Here is a 14,247-nt window from a genome sequence, read left to right on the forward strand (position 1 = left end):
AGTTTTAAAAAGATTTTATTACTGTCATAACCTTGTCATTTACGCGGATTAAAACGGAGGCAGATATCGCAAAAGGGTCGCCATCATGAACGATCACATGTTTGTTGAAACGCTGATTATCTCCTCATCATTTTTCGCGATTGCCGTGATTCTCGTCGTCTCCGTGCTGTTCCTGGAAAGAAAAGGCTGACGGGGGCGCCAGCCGTCGCGATTACGCTTTATGGAAGGTTACCAGCTCTGGACGGGCAATACGCAGGTAATCCTGGGTATCCATAATGACGGATTTCTCCAGCAGGCCAGCGTTAAACGCGATTTCGTCGAAACGCTCGAACAGCAGCGGGTCGGCCACCAGCGCCAGGTCAGGATGGAAGCTAAAGGGCGGGATAGCGCCGAAAACGCAGGCGGTCAGGGTATCGACTTCTGCCGGGCTGGCGAGCGAGGCTTTAAGCCCGCCAAAATGGCTGGCAAGCTGGCTCAGGTCGGCCTGTAGGTCGGCGGCCAGGATCGCCAGAACGTGTTTTTTTACGCCGTTGCCTTTCACTTTGCACACCAGCGCTTTCGCGCCTTGTCTCAGATCGGTTCCGCGAATTTCACTTACCGCTTCACATTTCCCCACCGCCTCGTGCTCCATCACCCGAAACCGTGCACCCTGCTCGGTAAGTAAGGTAATCAGTTGCTGGTGAGTTGCCGTCCCAATAACATCTTCAGACATAACGATTTTCCCGGTAATGAACCCATTTTCAGCTTGCTACATTATCACGGGATGAACGGGGTCGAAAGAAAACAGCCAGCGAATTCGCTGGCTGCTGGGTTATGCATTGCTGGTGGCAGACTGCTTGTGGAACAGTTCCCGGAATACCGGATAGATATCATCCTGATCGCGGATATGCTGCATGGCAAAGTTATCGAACATCGACTGCAGATGCTCATACTCCCGCCACAGGGTCTGGTGCGCGCGGCGGGTGATTTCGATATAGCTGTAGTAACGCACGACGGGCAGAATTTTCTTCGCCAGAATTTCATGACACAGCGGTGAGTCGTCGGCCCAGTTATCACCATCCGACGCCTGCGCGGCATAGATGTTCCACTGCGCCGGGTCATAACGCTCTTTCACCACTTCATCCATCAGCTTCAGGGCGCTCGACACTATGGTCCCACCGGTCTCCTGCGAGTAGAAGAACTCGTGTTCGTCCACCTCTTTCGCCTGAGTGTGGTGGCGGATATAGACCACTTCCACGTTCTTATAGGTTCTGCTCAGGAACAGGTAGAGCAGAATATAAAAACGCTTCGCCATATCTTTGGTGGCCTGGTCCATTGAACCAGAAACGTCCATCAGACAGAACATTACCGCCTGGCTGGATGGCTCTGGACGTTTTTCGTAGTTCTTGTAACGCAGGTCAAACGTGTCAATAAACGGCACGCGGTCGATTTTTGCCCGTAGCTCGGCAATCTCTTTGCGCAGGCGCTCCTCTTCCAGCAGTTGCGCTGGTTCCGTGTTTTCCACGACCTTCAGGCTGCTTTCCAGTTCGCGCAGTTCACGTCGTTTACCGGCCGTCATCGCCGTCCGTCTCGCCAGTGAGTTCTGCAGCGAACGCACGACGCTGATATTGGCGGGCACGCCGTTTGCGGTATAACCCGCGCGATGGGTTTTGTATTCGTTAAGCTGGCGGTGCTGGTTCTTTTTCAGATTCGGCAGGGCCAAATCCTCAAACAGCAGGTCGAGATATTCATCTTTCGAAATCTGAAAGACAAATTCATCCTGACCTTCGCCGTCCTGGCTGGCTTGTCCCTGACCGCTTCCAGAACCGCCGCCACCGCCTTGTGGACGCTCGATGCGGTCATTCTGAACAAAGTGATCGTTACCTGGATGGACGCGATGGCGCAGACCGCCTCGCCCCTGATGAAACATCGGTTCGCTGATGTCATCAGTGGGGATGGAGACAGACTCGCCGCTGTCTACGTCAGTCACCGAGCGTTTGTTGATGGCCTCGGAGATCGACTGTTTAATTTGCGCTTTATAACGACGCAAGAAGCGCTGGCGGTTCACCGTGCTCTTGTTTTTGCCGTTAAGACGCCGGTCAATAAACCAGGTCATATACCCCCCGTACTGCATTTGCCAACTTGCATTTTGTAGGCCCGGTAAACGTTAACGCTACCGGGCACTTGTTTTAAGACGATTTGCGCACGCGCAGGTACCATTCGCAGAGCAGGCGAACCTGTTTGCGGGTATAGCCTTTCTCCATCATACGGTCGACAAAATCGTCGTGCTTTTTCTGCTCGTCGGTTGAGGTTTTGGCGTTAAATGAAATAACCGGCAACAGCTCTTCGGTATTGGAGAACATTTTTTTCTCAATGACCGTGCGCAGTTTTTCGTAGCTGGTCCAGTTCGGGTTACGCCCGTTGTTGTGCGCTCTGGCGCGCAGGACGAAGTTGACAATCTCATTACGGAAGTCTTTCGGGTTGCTGATACCGGCAGGCTTCTCGATTTTTTCCAGCTCCGCGTTCAGGGATTCACGGTCGAACAGCTGGCCGGTATCCGGGTCGCGGTATTCCTGATCCTGGATCCAGAAGTCAGCATAGGTAACGTAACGGTCGAAAATGTTCTGCCCGTATTCTGAATAGGATTCCAGATAGGCCGTCTGGATCTCTTTGCCAATGAACTCGGCGTATTTCGGGATCAGGTAGCCTTTCAGGAACTCAAGGTAGCGCTCAGACTGCTCCTGCGGGAACTGCTCGCGCTCGATTTGCTGCTCAAGGACGTAGAACAGATGCACCGGGTTAGCCGCCACTTCCGCATGGTCGAAGTTAAAGACGCGGGAGAGGATCTTAAACGCGAAACGCGTGGACAGACCGTTCATCCCCTCGTCGACGCCAGCGTAATCGCGGTACTCCTGATACGACTTCGCTTTCGGGTCGGTGTCCTTCAGGCTTTCACCATCATAGACGCGCATTTTCGAGTAGATGCTGGAGTTTTCCGGCTCTTTCAGGCGCGACAGAATGGAGAAGCGAGACAGCGTTTCCAGCGTTCCCGGTGCGCAAGGGGCGTGCACCAGCTCACTGTGGTTAAGCAGTTTCTCGTAAATTTTGATCTCTTCCGAGATCCGCAGGCAATAAGGCACTTTGACAATGTAAACACGGTCGAGGAACGCCTCATTGTTTTTGTTATTACGGAAGGTGACCCACTCTGATTCGTTGGAGTGCGCCAGAATGATGCCGTTAAACGGCAGGGCGGAAATACCTTCCGTCCCGTTGTAGTTCCCTTCCTGGGTAGCGGTCAGCAGCGGATGCAGCACTTTAATCGGTGCTTTAAACATCTCGACGAACTCCATAATTCCCTGGTTTGCGCGGCACAGGGCGCCGGAGTAGCCATAGGCATCCGGGTCGTTTTGCGCGTGATGTTCCAGCTTACGGATATCGACTTTACCGACCAGGGCCGAAATATCCTGGTTGTTCTCGTCGCCGGGCTCCGTTTTGGCGATAGCGATCTGTTCCAGAATTGACGGCCAGACTTTGACGACGCGGAATTTGGTAATATCGCCACCAAACTCGTGCAGGCGTTTTGCCGCCCACGGTGACATAATCGTGCCGAGATAGCGGTGCGGGATGCCAAACTCTTTATCAAGGATCTGCGCATCTTCCTGCGGATTAAACAGGCACAGCGGATGGTCATTGACCGGGCTGCGTTCCCCGTTGGCACTCAGCACGTAAATCGGCACGCGCTGCATCAGTGCTTTCAGGCGCTCAGCAAGCGACGATTTACCGCCACCCACAGGCCCCAGCAAATAGAGGATCTGCTTCTTCTCTTCCAGGCCCTGAGCAGCATGCTTCAGGTAGGAGACGATCTGCTCGATGGCATCTTCCATGCCATAGAACTCTTCAAACGCCGGATATCGGGCGACTACCCGATTCGAAAAGAGACGGGAAAGCCGTGGCTCCAGGGCAGTATCAACCATGTTAGGCTCACCAATAGCCATCAATAGCCGTTCTGCCGCATTGGCATAGGCACTGCGATCTTGCCGACAAATGGTAAGAAACTCCTGCAGTGTGAACTCTTCGTCCTTGGCAGCTTCGTAGCGCTGGCGATAGTGATCGAATATATTCATGGCATGCCGTCCTTTCGTTTTTTAGCACAGGATAAGAGCCGTTCGTATGAGTAGTGGAGGCTCCCGGAAGAGAATTTCTCGCACCTCACTGCCAGAGCAGCAACCTGTGTGCCAGGTCAGACGCTAAGAAGTGCGGGGGTATGCAGCAAAATCTCTTCTTAAATTAAAGCGTAGATGGCATTTGCAAAACTTGCATGCTGAGAAAATCTAATTTCAATGACATATCAATAACTCATCCAAAAATTCCCACGTGCGTAATAAGGCGAAGCCGCGTTTTTCATTCAGGGTTCACATAAATGAAAGCAGCCTGTCATCTGAAAAGTAAAAAATAACGGGTTAATCAGACTCATTAGTCAGCAAAAAATTTTGGGATGAACGGGAATGGCGGTTACACTTCACCCGCTGATTATTTGACTACAGGAAAGAATGGATTGTGACCAAACTCAAACTTCTGGCATTGGGCATCCTTGCCGCTACCGCAGTGAACACCGCACAGGCAGAAAGTCAGTGGACTGTTGGCGCGGGCGCGGGTGTCATTAACAGCCCGTACAAACAGTATGACCGCGACGTGTATCCCGTTCCCGTTGTCACCTATGAAGGCGATAACTTCTGGTTCCGAGGCCTGGGCGGCGGCTACTATCTGTGGAACGATACGGCTGACAAACTGTCGATCATGGCGTATTACGACCCGACGCACTTCAAGCCAGGCGACAGCGACAGTAACGCGCTTCGCCAGCTGGACAAGCGCAGAAGCTCGCTGATGGCGGGTCTTTCTTACGTACATAATACCCAGTATGGCTTCCTGCGTACTGCGCTGGCTGCGGATACGCTCGACAACAGCAACGGCTTTATCTGGGATCTGGCGTGGCTTTATCGGTACACCAACGGCGCGCTGACGCTGACGCCGGGCATTGGTGTGCAGTACAGCAGCGAGAACTACAACGACTACTACTACGGCGTTTCTAAAGCTGAATCTCGCCGTAGCGGTTTGAAAAGCTACAGCGCGGATGATGGCTGGGATCCGTACCTGGAGCTGACCGCGAGCTATAACTTCCTGGGTGACTGGAATGTTTACGGTACAGGCCGTTACACCCGCCTGAGTGATGAAATCAAAGATAGCCCGATGGTCGACAAATCCTGGTCAGGCATCTTCTCTGTGGGTGTGACCTACAAGTTCTGAGTGTGCATCATTAGCGTGCATTCAGTGCATCAAAACGGGGCGCTTGCGCCCCGTTTGCTTTTCTGTGGTGCAGGGCGATTATCGCTTAACAATGCTAATCGTCTGCCCTAAACGAGACGGTTTTTCTTCGCTCGCTTTCTGCGGCGTGGTCACGCATGCTGTTTCCACACAGACGAATGTTTTGTAACCGTCATCGGGAATGTCGGCCATGCTGACAGACAATGCCGGACCTGGGTTCCAGCCCACCACATTGCTGTGATGATGATGAACTACCTCAATGCCGCGGTTCAGGGCACCATCGTGGATCACGCTGCAGGCTTCGGGGTGGAGAAAAACGCGGTCGGTACGATCAGGGAAATCCTGAACGCCGTCGCTCAGTTTGCCTTCTTTCGCGTTATCAACTTTGTCGATAAAGGTATCGCCGAGGCCGCTCACCTTCACTGCGTTGATATCACCCACGTTGAAGTAGGTGTGCAGGGCTGCCGTCGTTTCAAATTCGCCGTGGGCTTCCAGCTCAATTTCGCAGGTTTTCGCCAGCTTGAAGCGGGCGTACAGGGTAAAATCGTGCGGCCACAGGGCGCGAGTTTCATCGTTTGCCTGCAGTTCAAAGGTCAGTACCGCGCCGTTATCATCTTCGTTGTGTGCTTTCAGCGTCCACTGTTGATTACGGGCGAATCCGTGAGACGGTAAACCCGGCTGCGCGGAAGGACCGAACCACGGCCAGCAGATGGGTACGCCGCCGCGGATCGCTGCCCCTTTTTGGAACGAGGTCGCATCGCTCAGCCATAAGCCTTCCACTTCTCCTTCCGGTTTCCAGGAGAGCAGGTGAGCGCCGTTCAGCGCCACGGACGCTTTGACGCGCGGATGGTCAACGACGATAACGTCGGCACCGTCAATCTGACGGCGGGAGAGCACAGGGGTAAGTTGTTCGACTACCGGAAGTGCAAAAATTTTATTAATCATTAAGCAATCCTCTGTCTTAAAACAATAAAAAAGGCGACCGAAGTCGCCTTTTTGGATCAAACACTCATCTCAACTTATTTGGAGATGTGAGCGATCAGGTCCAGTACTTTGTTAGAGTAGCCGGTTTCGTTGTCGTACCAGGAAACCAGTTTAACGAAGTTGTCGTTCAGTGCGATACCTGCTTTAGCATCGAACACGGAAGTGCACACTTCGCCGTTGAAATCGGTAGATACAACGTCGTCTTCGGTGTAGCCCAGAACGCCTTTCATTGCGCCTTCGGAAGCAGCTTTGATTGCTTTCTTAATTTCTTCATAAGAAGCCGCTTTTTCCAGACGAACGGTCAGGTCAACCACGGATACGTTAGGGGTTGGAACGCGGAACGCCATACCAGTCAGTTTACCGTTCAGCTCTGGCAGTACAACGCCTACAGCTTTAGCAGCACCGGTAGAAGATGGGATGATGTTCTGAGCTGCGCCACGGCCGCCGCGCCAGTCTTTGTGAGACGGGCCATCAACAGTTTTCTGAGTAGCGGTAGTTGCGTGAACGGTGGTCATCAGGCCTTCAACGATACCGAAGTTGTCGTTGATAACTTTAGCCAGTGGTGCCAGGCAGTTGGTGGTGCAGGATGCGTTGGAAACGATGTCCTGGCCAGCGTATTTTTCGAAGTTAGCACCACGAACGAACATTGGGGTGTTGTCTTTGGAAGGACCAGTCAGAACAACTTTCTTCGCACCAGCGGTGATGTGTTTACGTGCGGTTTCGTCGGTCAGGAAGATACCGGTAGCTTCAGCTACAACGTCAACACCAATTTCGTTCCATTTCAGGTTAGCTGGGTCTTTCTCAGCAGTAACGCGGATGGTTTTACCGTTAACAACCAGGTGGCCGTCTTTCACTTCAACGGTGCCGTCGAAACGACCGTGAGTTGAGTCGTACTTCAGCATGTACGCCATGTATTCAGCGTCCAGGAGATCGTTGATACCAACGATTTCGATGTCAGAACGTTTCTGAGCAGCACGGAAAACAATACGGCCGATACGGCCAAAACCGTTGATACCTACTTTGATAGTCATATATTCCACCAGCTATTTGTTAGTGAATAAAAGGTTGCCTGTAAAATTACAAAAACCTTACGCAGCGTCAAGCGGAATCGTGTCAATCATTGCGACAAATCAATCCTGTGACTAACGTTTGTGCGACTGACTCGCCTCACTTTCCCTTTGAGCTAGCAACCACATGGGGGCTGCGCCCGGAATTTTAAAGGCCTCGCAGGATTAAAATGTGAAATAGATCACAATTGCCTGACCGCCTTTTCGCGACACATAAGTTTAGAACAAAAGTGCACGCAAGGGTGTTAATGTTTTGTTAGAATTCGGGTCAGAAGATGTCTGTTTCTACAGCGAGATGTAAGCATATGTCGAACCAACGTAACCCCGACGATTTGAAAAAAAACCTCACAGAAATGCAGTTTTACGTGACGCAGAACCACGGAACGGAACCGCCATTTACCGGGCGTTTACTGCACAACAAGCGAGACGGTGTCTATCACTGCCTGGTGTGCGATGCGCCGCTGTTTAATTCCCAAACAAAATATGATTCAGGCTGTGGCTGGCCGAGCTTTTACGAGCCGGTGAGTGATGACGCGATCCGCTATCTGACGGACTCATCGCACGGCATGGTACGCACTGAAATTCGTTGCGGAAACTGTGATGCGCACCTCGGGCATGTCTTCCCGGATGGGCCTCAGCCAACGGGTGAGCGTTTTTGCGTGAATTCAGCCTCGTTAAGCTTCACTGATGACGAAAATGGCGACCACACTAAAGGTTGAAAAATCGATTCAGCAAATTATTCCTTTAAAAGGGAGACATCATGAATATTGATGACATGATTAGCGGTATGACGCCGGAGGTTTATCAGCGTCTGGTGACGGCCGTTGAGCTGGGAAAATGGCCTGATGGTGTGGCGCTCACCCCGGAGCAAAAAGAGAACAGCCTGCAACTGGTGATGTTATGGCAGGCGCGCAATAACACCGACGCGCAGCACATGACCATCGACACCAAAGGCCAGATGGTGATGAAGAGCAAGCGCGAGTTAAAAGAAGACTTTGGCATCACGCCGAAGCCGATTGCGACGATCAAAATGCAATAACGGTGCAGGTTGATGCCCTCACCCAACCCTCTCCCACAGGGAGAGGGTTGGGTGACATACTACTTATGTGGGATCCCGAGCGACTCCGCCAGCTGCTTCGCTAGCTGATTGTTGTCATCAGCCCCGTACTCCCAGAACATCGCTCCTGCCAGACCTTTCTCTTTGATGTAGTCCGCTTTGATCGCCACAGAACGCGGGTTCTCGTAGGAAATCGCAAACAGCGCCTTCCCGTCGGCAGAATTCACCGACAGCCACGGCACCTTCGCCTGGTCGTCCCAGTGCTCGGTAAAGCGCTTCTGCGGATCGTTCAGCAGTTTTTTGACGATATCGTTGTACTTCACGTAGGTATCTTTGGTCAGGTCATAGCCGAGTGACTTGAACAACCCGATCTCCTGAGGCCCGAAGTAGGGTTGTGTCACCGGATTTTTTTGCGCATCGGGTTTGCTCCAGTCTATGCCCGGTTCAACCGCGCGTTTCGGTACGCGACCGTAAAAACCGATCCCAAGGTTCATCTGCTTCGGCTTTAGTCCGGCTGCCAGATAGTTGTTCACCACAAAATCGACGCTGTATTTATCGGCGGCAGCCACTGTCGGCCAGGCGCTGGAGTCATACAGGTTTGCGTTGAAATACTGGGTGCCGTACGCCATGTCGTAGGTCATCAGGTTGATGTAGTCGAGCAGCGGGGCGATGGCTTTGACATCCACCCAGCTTTTCGGACTTTCCGCATTCGCGCCCACCGCAATGGTGACCAGTTTTTTCTGCCCGAACGCCTCACGCATCTCTTTCAGCAGGGCGGTGAAGTTATCCCGGTCGGCAGGCGTGCTGGCAACCAGCCCCCAGGCGCCGTTGACCGGATACTCCCAGTCGAGATCGATCCCGTCCAGGCCGTATTTGTCGACGATCTCCTGCGCGGAGCGGATAAACACCGCGCGCGTCTCTTTGGTTGCCGCTGCGCCAGAGAAGCCACGAGCGCCCCAGCCACCGACAGAAAGCAGCACTTTGAGGTTCGGGTTTTGTTTACGCAGGGTCGGGATGAGGGCCAGGTCGGCGGCGACTTTTGGCGATAGCCAGATCTGATGCAGCTTTGCCGGATCTTTTAGCGCAGCGTTGGTTTCGTCTTTCTCATTGTTGTAAACAAGACCAAACGAGTAGTTCAGGTGGGTGATCTGGCGAACGTCGAGCTTATTGATATCGCCACCCGGTCCGGCGGTGACATCGCCACCCCCGTTAAAGTAGCCCACGGACATCAGGGTACTGGCGGAGGCAACGGACGCGCAAAGCAGGGGTAATGCTGCCAGCAAGGGCAAACGTTTCATACAAGTTCCTCTTTGACTGAATAAAAATAACCACACCACGGAAAAGGCGTGGCGAAAAAACAACCTGAAGAGAATAGCATTGCCGCTTCGCTGGGGATGCGAGGGAGTTCACTTTATGGGGATCGGAGGGGGTGTTTTGCCGGGGGGCGGCTGCGCCTTACCCGGCCTATGGGGAAAGGTAGGCCGGGTAAGCGTCAGCGCCACCCGGCTAAAAAGGCTTACGCCTGCGTCTCCAGCCAGTCTTCCAGCGTATACAGCGTCGCGCCTTCCGCAGCCATGTCCATAAACGCCTGGGCGCTGTCCTGCGGTTGAATGTTCACCCCGCGGCAGCCGTCGGTGATGACGCTGACGGTGTAGCCAAGCTGAAGCGCGTCCAGCACGGTGAACTTCACGCAGTAATCCGTGGCCAGCCCCAGCACAATCAGCTCCGTGATTTCATGGTGACGTAACCACGCGTCCAGCGCCGTTTTCTGGCGATGCCCGTTATCATAAAACGCGCTATAGCTGTCGATAGTCGGGTTTTCGCCTTTGTGGAACACCGCATCGATGGCTTTCTGATTCAGGAGCGGATGCAGCTCCGCGCCTTCCGTCTGCTGTACGCAGTGATCTGGCCAGAAGGTTTGCGCCAGCCCGTCGAGTTCACCCTGGGTGAAGGGCTCGACGTTGTGCTGGCTGGCAAAGCTGCCGTGGTTCGCCGGGTGCCAGTCCTGGCTTGCGACAACTGCTTCACCACGGGCTTTGCACCAGTCAATCAGCGTGTTGGCCACGTCAACGGTGCTGTCACCTTCGGCGACGGCCAGCGCGCCGCCCGCGCAGAAATCATTTTGCAAATCGACCAGTAACAGAGCGCGTTGCTTCATGTGGCCTCCTTATTCGTCCGGGGTCAGTTCGCCGCGCAGGTTTTGCATCATCGCGCTGCGAATGGACTGGATGTCCAGATCCTGGCTCAGTAAATAGTGAAGTTTAGTCAGCGTTGCCTCAACGGTCATATCGAAGCCGCTGATAACACCCGCATGTGCCAGCGCGTTGCCGGTGGCGTAGCCGCCCATGTTGACCTTTCCGGACATACACTGGGTCAGGTTCACTACCACGATCCCGCGCTCGCTGGCCTCCTGTAACTCTTTCAGGAACTCGCCGTTCTGCGGGGCGTTACCGACGCCGTAGGAGCGCAAGATCAGCGCTTTCACCGGCTGTCGCAGGAAGTTGCGCACCACGTCGGCGGAGATCCCCGGGTAAATCGTCACCACGCCAATCGGCTGCGGGGTGATCGGATGCACAATCAGCTCGCCGGCGGTGTTCGGCGCAGGCGGGGTGCCCAGACGACGGATATGAATACCGGCCTCCAGCAGCGGCTGCAGGTTAGGCGAGGCGAAAGCGTCGAAACCGTCGGCATGGGCTTTGGTGGTGCGGTTACCGCGGTACAGACGGTTGTTGAAGAACAACGACACTTCGTTAATCGGGTAATTGGCCGCCACGTAAAGGGAATTCAGCAGGTTGATCTGCCCGTCCGAGCGCAGCTCCGCCAGCGGGATTTGCGAGCCGGTGACGATAACCGGCTTGCCCAGATTCTCCAGCATGAAGGAGAGCGCGGAAGCGGTAAACGCCATAGTGTCGGTGCCGTGCAGGATCACAAAGCCGTCGTACTGGTCGTAATGAGCTTTAATGTCATCCGCGATGTGCTGCCAGTCTTCCGGCGTCATGTCGGAGGAGTCCATCAGCGGCTCGTATTCGTGGATGGTAAAGTCAGGCATTTCCGGGCGGTGGAATTCAGGCATCAGTGCAAGCTGACGCTGCAGGTGGCCGGAGACAGGAATATAGCCGTTTTCAGAGCGCTGCATCCCGATGGTACCGCCAGTGTAGGCTACATAAATCGATTTCTTCTGCATGGGTGTGAGTTCTTGTTCTTCAAAAGAAAAAATCCCCTCTTCACGGGAAGAGGGGACGGTTTTTAACGGACGTTCGCGCAGGTCAGGCAAAACGCGTAACGACTTTGTGGATCGTTAAAGGCCGCGAGTTTATCGCTTTCAGCTTTCATCGCTTTCGCGGCCGTGGCGACAGGGGCAGGCAGGTAAGCCTGCAGCGCCTCAGGCAGCATGGCGCGAACGGAGACAGACATGCTGTCCATCACCATATCGAAGAACGACGGCTCGTCCTGATAATACTCAACGTGCCACTGCTTGAGCTTCGCCAGTTCGGCCGCTTTCTTAACGGCGTCGTCAAAGTCACCCAGGCTGTCCACCAGTCCGTTGTTCTTCGCGTCCTGCCCGGTCCAGACGTGGCCCTGAGCAATCTGGTCAATCTGTTCTGGCGTCTTTTTACGCGAGTCGGCAACCAGCGTAAGGAAGCGTTTATAGCCGTTCTCAATGCTGAGCTGCATCATCTCAGAGACTTCAGGCGGCAGAGATTTCGTCACAGATACATCCGCCAGCGGAGAAGTAGAAACGCCATCGGTATGAACGCCCAGATAGTCCAGACTGTTTTCTACGGTGTTGATCACCCCGAAGATGCCGATGGAGCCGGTCAATGTGCTTGGGTTGGCGACAATATAGTTCGCTGGCGTCGAGATCCAATACCCGCCCGATGCAGCCATTCCGCCCATCGACACCACCACCGGTTTGCCAGCGGCGCGAGCAGCGGCCAGTTCCGCGCGGATCACTTCAGATGCGCTAACGCTGCCGCCAGGGCTGTTTACGCGCAGAACAATCGCTTTCACTTTCGGGTCAAGGCGGGCATCGCGGATTTGCGACGCGGTGGTGTCGCCTCCAACGTTACCCGGCGTTTCCTCACCGTCCATGATGGCACCATTAGCGAAGACCACCGCGACGCTTTCACCGGTGTCATCCGGTTTTTTCGCTGCATAGTCATACATGCTGATGGCGCTGAAGTTTTTATCCTCTTTGCTCCAGCCAAACTGTTTGGTCAGCGCTTTTTCGACATCTGCGCTTGAGCCCAGCGCATCAACGAGCTTGTTGTCGAGTGCATATTTCGCGGTATCGCCGTCGACCTTCCGCAGTCCATCCAGCATGCCGCGAGCGCCCGGGAAGACCTGTTCAGCGGTAATCTGACGGTTTGCGGCAATGGTGCCAAGATAGTTCTGCCACAGTTCGCCAATCCAGCGGCTGTCCGCTTCACGGGCGGCAGGGGACATATCGTCACGGATAAACGGCTCGACGGCAGATTTATAGGTGCCGACGCGGAAGACGTGGGTAGTGACTTTCAGCTTGTCGAGCAGCGACTTGTAATACAGCCCGTTGGTGGCAAAACCATGAAGGTCGACCGTACCCTGCGGCGAGAGCCAAATTTTATTGGCAAAGCTCGCCAGATAATATTGCCCCTGGCTGTAGCTGTCGCCCACGGCAATTACCGGCTTGCCGCTGTCGCGGAACTCGCGCAGCGCTTTACCGATGTACTGCATGGAAGGCTGATCGGCACCGGCGAAATCTTTCAGATCCAGTACGATCCCGGTGATGTTACGGTCTTCTTTGGCCTGTCGAATGGTATCGACGATATCGAACAGCGAGTTTTCCTGCAGACGGTCGGATGTTGCGCCGAACAGCTGGCGGCCAATCACGCCCAGACGGTTGCTGGTGGAAGGCTTATCAACAATGACGCCCGTAATATTGAGCAACAGCGCCCCACGCGTCGAATGTTGAGCCTGGTTGGCGTTGCTGATGTGCATCCAGACGCCTACGCAAACCAGAACCAGGAGGATGAAAAAGATGTTCATCACCAGGTTGCGGACGAAGTTGAGCAGTCGCCACGTCCATTTAAAGAAACCGGCAAAGATTCGCCAAAGGGTTCGCATGTATTCTCCCTAACCAGAAAATGACTGTTTCCGTCGCCACGGGACGGTAATGTTGGGTTATCGTAATGACCCAACCGCCACTTGTCAGCAGGAATCGCCTGGCACGCTGTAACAAAATCTGCCGTCGTGTTAATTTTGTGAGTAAATTTCAAGAAAGGAGTTAACCAATGGATGCACTTGAACTGCTTGTTAACCGCCGTAGCGCGTCGCGTCTGGCCGAGCCTGCTCCTGCGGGCGAGCAGCTGGAAAACATTCTGCGTGCGGGCCTGCGCGCGCCGGATCATGGCACACTGCAGCCCTGGCACTTCTTTGTGATTGAAGCCGAAGGGCGCGACCGCTTCAGTGCGTTGCTGGAAAAAGGCGCGGTTGCCGCAGGCCAGGATGAGAAAGGGATTGATAAAGCCCGCAGTGCGCCATTCCGCGCACCGATGATCATCGCTGTCGTGGCGAAATGTCAGGCCGACCATAAGGTGCCGGTCTGGGAGCAGGAGATGTCCGCAGGCTGCGCGGTGATGGCGATGCAAATGGCCGCCGTCGCGCAGGGCTTCAATGGCATCTGGCGCACCGGGCCGTTGACCGAAAGTCCGGTAGTGCGTGATGGCTTCGCCTGTGGCGAGCACGATAAAATTGTCGGCTTCCTCTATCTTGGCACGCCGCAGCTTAAAGCCTCCAGCACCATCAGCGTGCCGGACACTACGCCTTTCGTCAGCCGTTTCTGATAACCCGCGCTAAACT

The 14,247-nt window shown here is 54.3% G+C and carries 14 protein-coding genes; 5 read left to right on the forward strand and 9 right to left on the reverse strand.

The window, feature by feature from the left end:
• The first annotated feature begins 85 nt into the window (after nucleotides 1-85).
• On the forward strand, nucleotides 86-190 hold the full coding sequence (gene yoaI / locus N2K86_RS08810) for a small membrane protein YoaI (RefSeq protein WP_260661189.1): 105 nt from the start codon (nucleotides 86-88) through the stop codon (nucleotides 188-190).
• 21 nt (nucleotides 191-211) lie between these two features.
• Here yoaI and N2K86_RS08815 read toward each other — a convergent pair whose 3' ends face one another.
• The 3 genes from N2K86_RS08815 to yeaG all read right to left on the reverse strand — a co-directional run bounded on the left by N2K86_RS08815 (nucleotide 212) and on the right by yeaG (nucleotide 4,103).
• The gene (locus N2K86_RS08815) at nucleotides 212-712 is read right to left on the reverse strand and encodes a YbaK/prolyl-tRNA synthetase associated domain-containing protein (RefSeq protein WP_042719249.1); all 501 of its coding nucleotides are present in this window, start codon (nucleotides 710-712) and stop codon (nucleotides 212-214) included.
• A gap of 99 nt (nucleotides 713-811) precedes the next feature.
• Nucleotides 812-2,095 (reverse strand): YeaH/YhbH family protein, encoded by a 1,284-nt coding sequence (locus N2K86_RS08820; RefSeq protein WP_028012767.1) that lies wholly within the window; start codon nucleotides 2,093-2,095, stop codon nucleotides 812-814.
• A gap of 73 nt (nucleotides 2,096-2,168) precedes the next feature.
• The gene (gene yeaG, locus N2K86_RS08825; protein WP_260661190.1) at nucleotides 2,169-4,103 is read right to left on the reverse strand and encodes a protein kinase YeaG; all 1,935 of its coding nucleotides are present in this window, start codon (nucleotides 4,101-4,103) and stop codon (nucleotides 2,169-2,171) included.
• 433 nt (nucleotides 4,104-4,536) lie between these two features.
• Between yeaG and N2K86_RS08830 the strand changes: the two genes are divergently transcribed.
• The gene (locus N2K86_RS08830; RefSeq protein ID WP_260661191.1) at nucleotides 4,537-5,283 is read left to right on the forward strand and encodes a MipA/OmpV family protein; all 747 of its coding nucleotides are present in this window, start codon (nucleotides 4,537-4,539) and stop codon (nucleotides 5,281-5,283) included.
• Nucleotides 5,284-5,361: 78 nt separating this feature from the next.
• Here the strand turns inward: N2K86_RS08830 and N2K86_RS08835 are convergent, their stop codons facing one another.
• Both N2K86_RS08835 and gapA read right to left on the reverse strand, forming a co-directional pair.
• Nucleotides 5,362-6,246, reverse strand: coding sequence for a D-hexose-6-phosphate mutarotase (locus N2K86_RS08835; RefSeq protein WP_260661192.1), 885 nt, complete (start codon nucleotides 6,244-6,246; stop codon nucleotides 5,362-5,364).
• A 74-nt stretch (nucleotides 6,247-6,320) separates the two neighbouring features.
• Nucleotides 6,321-7,316, reverse strand: a complete 996-nt coding sequence (gene gapA, locus N2K86_RS08840) for a glyceraldehyde-3-phosphate dehydrogenase (protein WP_010430074.1) — start codon at nucleotides 7,314-7,316, stop codon at nucleotides 6,321-6,323.
• Between the two features lie 341 nt (nucleotides 7,317-7,657).
• On the opposite strand from gapA, the gene msrB reads away from it, so the two are divergent.
• Both msrB and N2K86_RS08850 read left to right on the forward strand, forming a co-directional pair.
• The gene (msrB, locus tag N2K86_RS08845; protein WP_010430078.1) at nucleotides 7,658-8,071 is read left to right on the forward strand and encodes a peptide-methionine (R)-S-oxide reductase MsrB; all 414 of its coding nucleotides are present in this window, start codon (nucleotides 7,658-7,660) and stop codon (nucleotides 8,069-8,071) included.
• A 41-nt stretch (nucleotides 8,072-8,112) separates the two neighbouring features.
• Entirely contained in the window at nucleotides 8,113-8,391 is a 279-nt protein-coding gene (locus N2K86_RS08850) for a YeaC family protein (RefSeq protein ID WP_260661193.1), read from the forward strand.
• A 59-nt stretch (nucleotides 8,392-8,450) separates the two neighbouring features.
• On the opposite strand, the gene N2K86_RS08855 is transcribed toward N2K86_RS08850, so the two are convergent.
• The 4 genes from N2K86_RS08855 to sppA form a co-directional block, all read right to left on the reverse strand.
• Nucleotides 8,451-9,707 (reverse strand): glycoside hydrolase family 18 protein, encoded by a 1,257-nt coding sequence (locus tag N2K86_RS08855; protein ID WP_260661194.1) that lies wholly within the window; start codon nucleotides 9,705-9,707, stop codon nucleotides 8,451-8,453.
• A 218-nt stretch (nucleotides 9,708-9,925) separates the two neighbouring features.
• Complete coding sequence (gene pncA, locus N2K86_RS08860) at nucleotides 9,926-10,567, reverse strand: bifunctional nicotinamidase/pyrazinamidase (protein WP_260661195.1); 642 nt, start codon at nucleotides 10,565-10,567, stop codon at nucleotides 9,926-9,928.
• Nucleotides 10,568-10,576: 9 nt separating this feature from the next.
• On the reverse strand, nucleotides 10,577-11,593 hold the full coding sequence (gene ansA, locus N2K86_RS08865; protein WP_010430087.1) for an asparaginase: 1,017 nt from the start codon (nucleotides 11,591-11,593) through the stop codon (nucleotides 10,577-10,579).
• 62 nt (nucleotides 11,594-11,655) lie between these two features.
• A complete protein-coding gene (gene sppA, locus N2K86_RS08870; protein WP_260661197.1) occupies nucleotides 11,656-13,512 on the reverse strand; it encodes a signal peptide peptidase SppA in 1,857 nt (618 codons plus the stop codon).
• A gap of 167 nt (nucleotides 13,513-13,679) precedes the next feature.
• On the opposite strand from sppA, the gene N2K86_RS08875 reads away from it, so the two are divergent.
• Nucleotides 13,680-14,231: an NAD(P)H nitroreductase gene (locus N2K86_RS08875; protein WP_260661198.1), complete on the forward strand. Its 552-nt coding sequence runs from the start codon at nucleotides 13,680-13,682 to the stop codon at nucleotides 14,229-14,231.
• The last annotated feature ends 16 nt before the right edge of the window (nucleotides 14,232-14,247 follow it).

Origin of the sequence: Enterobacter mori, from assembly GCF_025244905.1 — a bacterium.
Taxonomy (GTDB): domain Bacteria; phylum Pseudomonadota; class Gammaproteobacteria; order Enterobacterales; family Enterobacteriaceae; genus Enterobacter; species Enterobacter mori_A.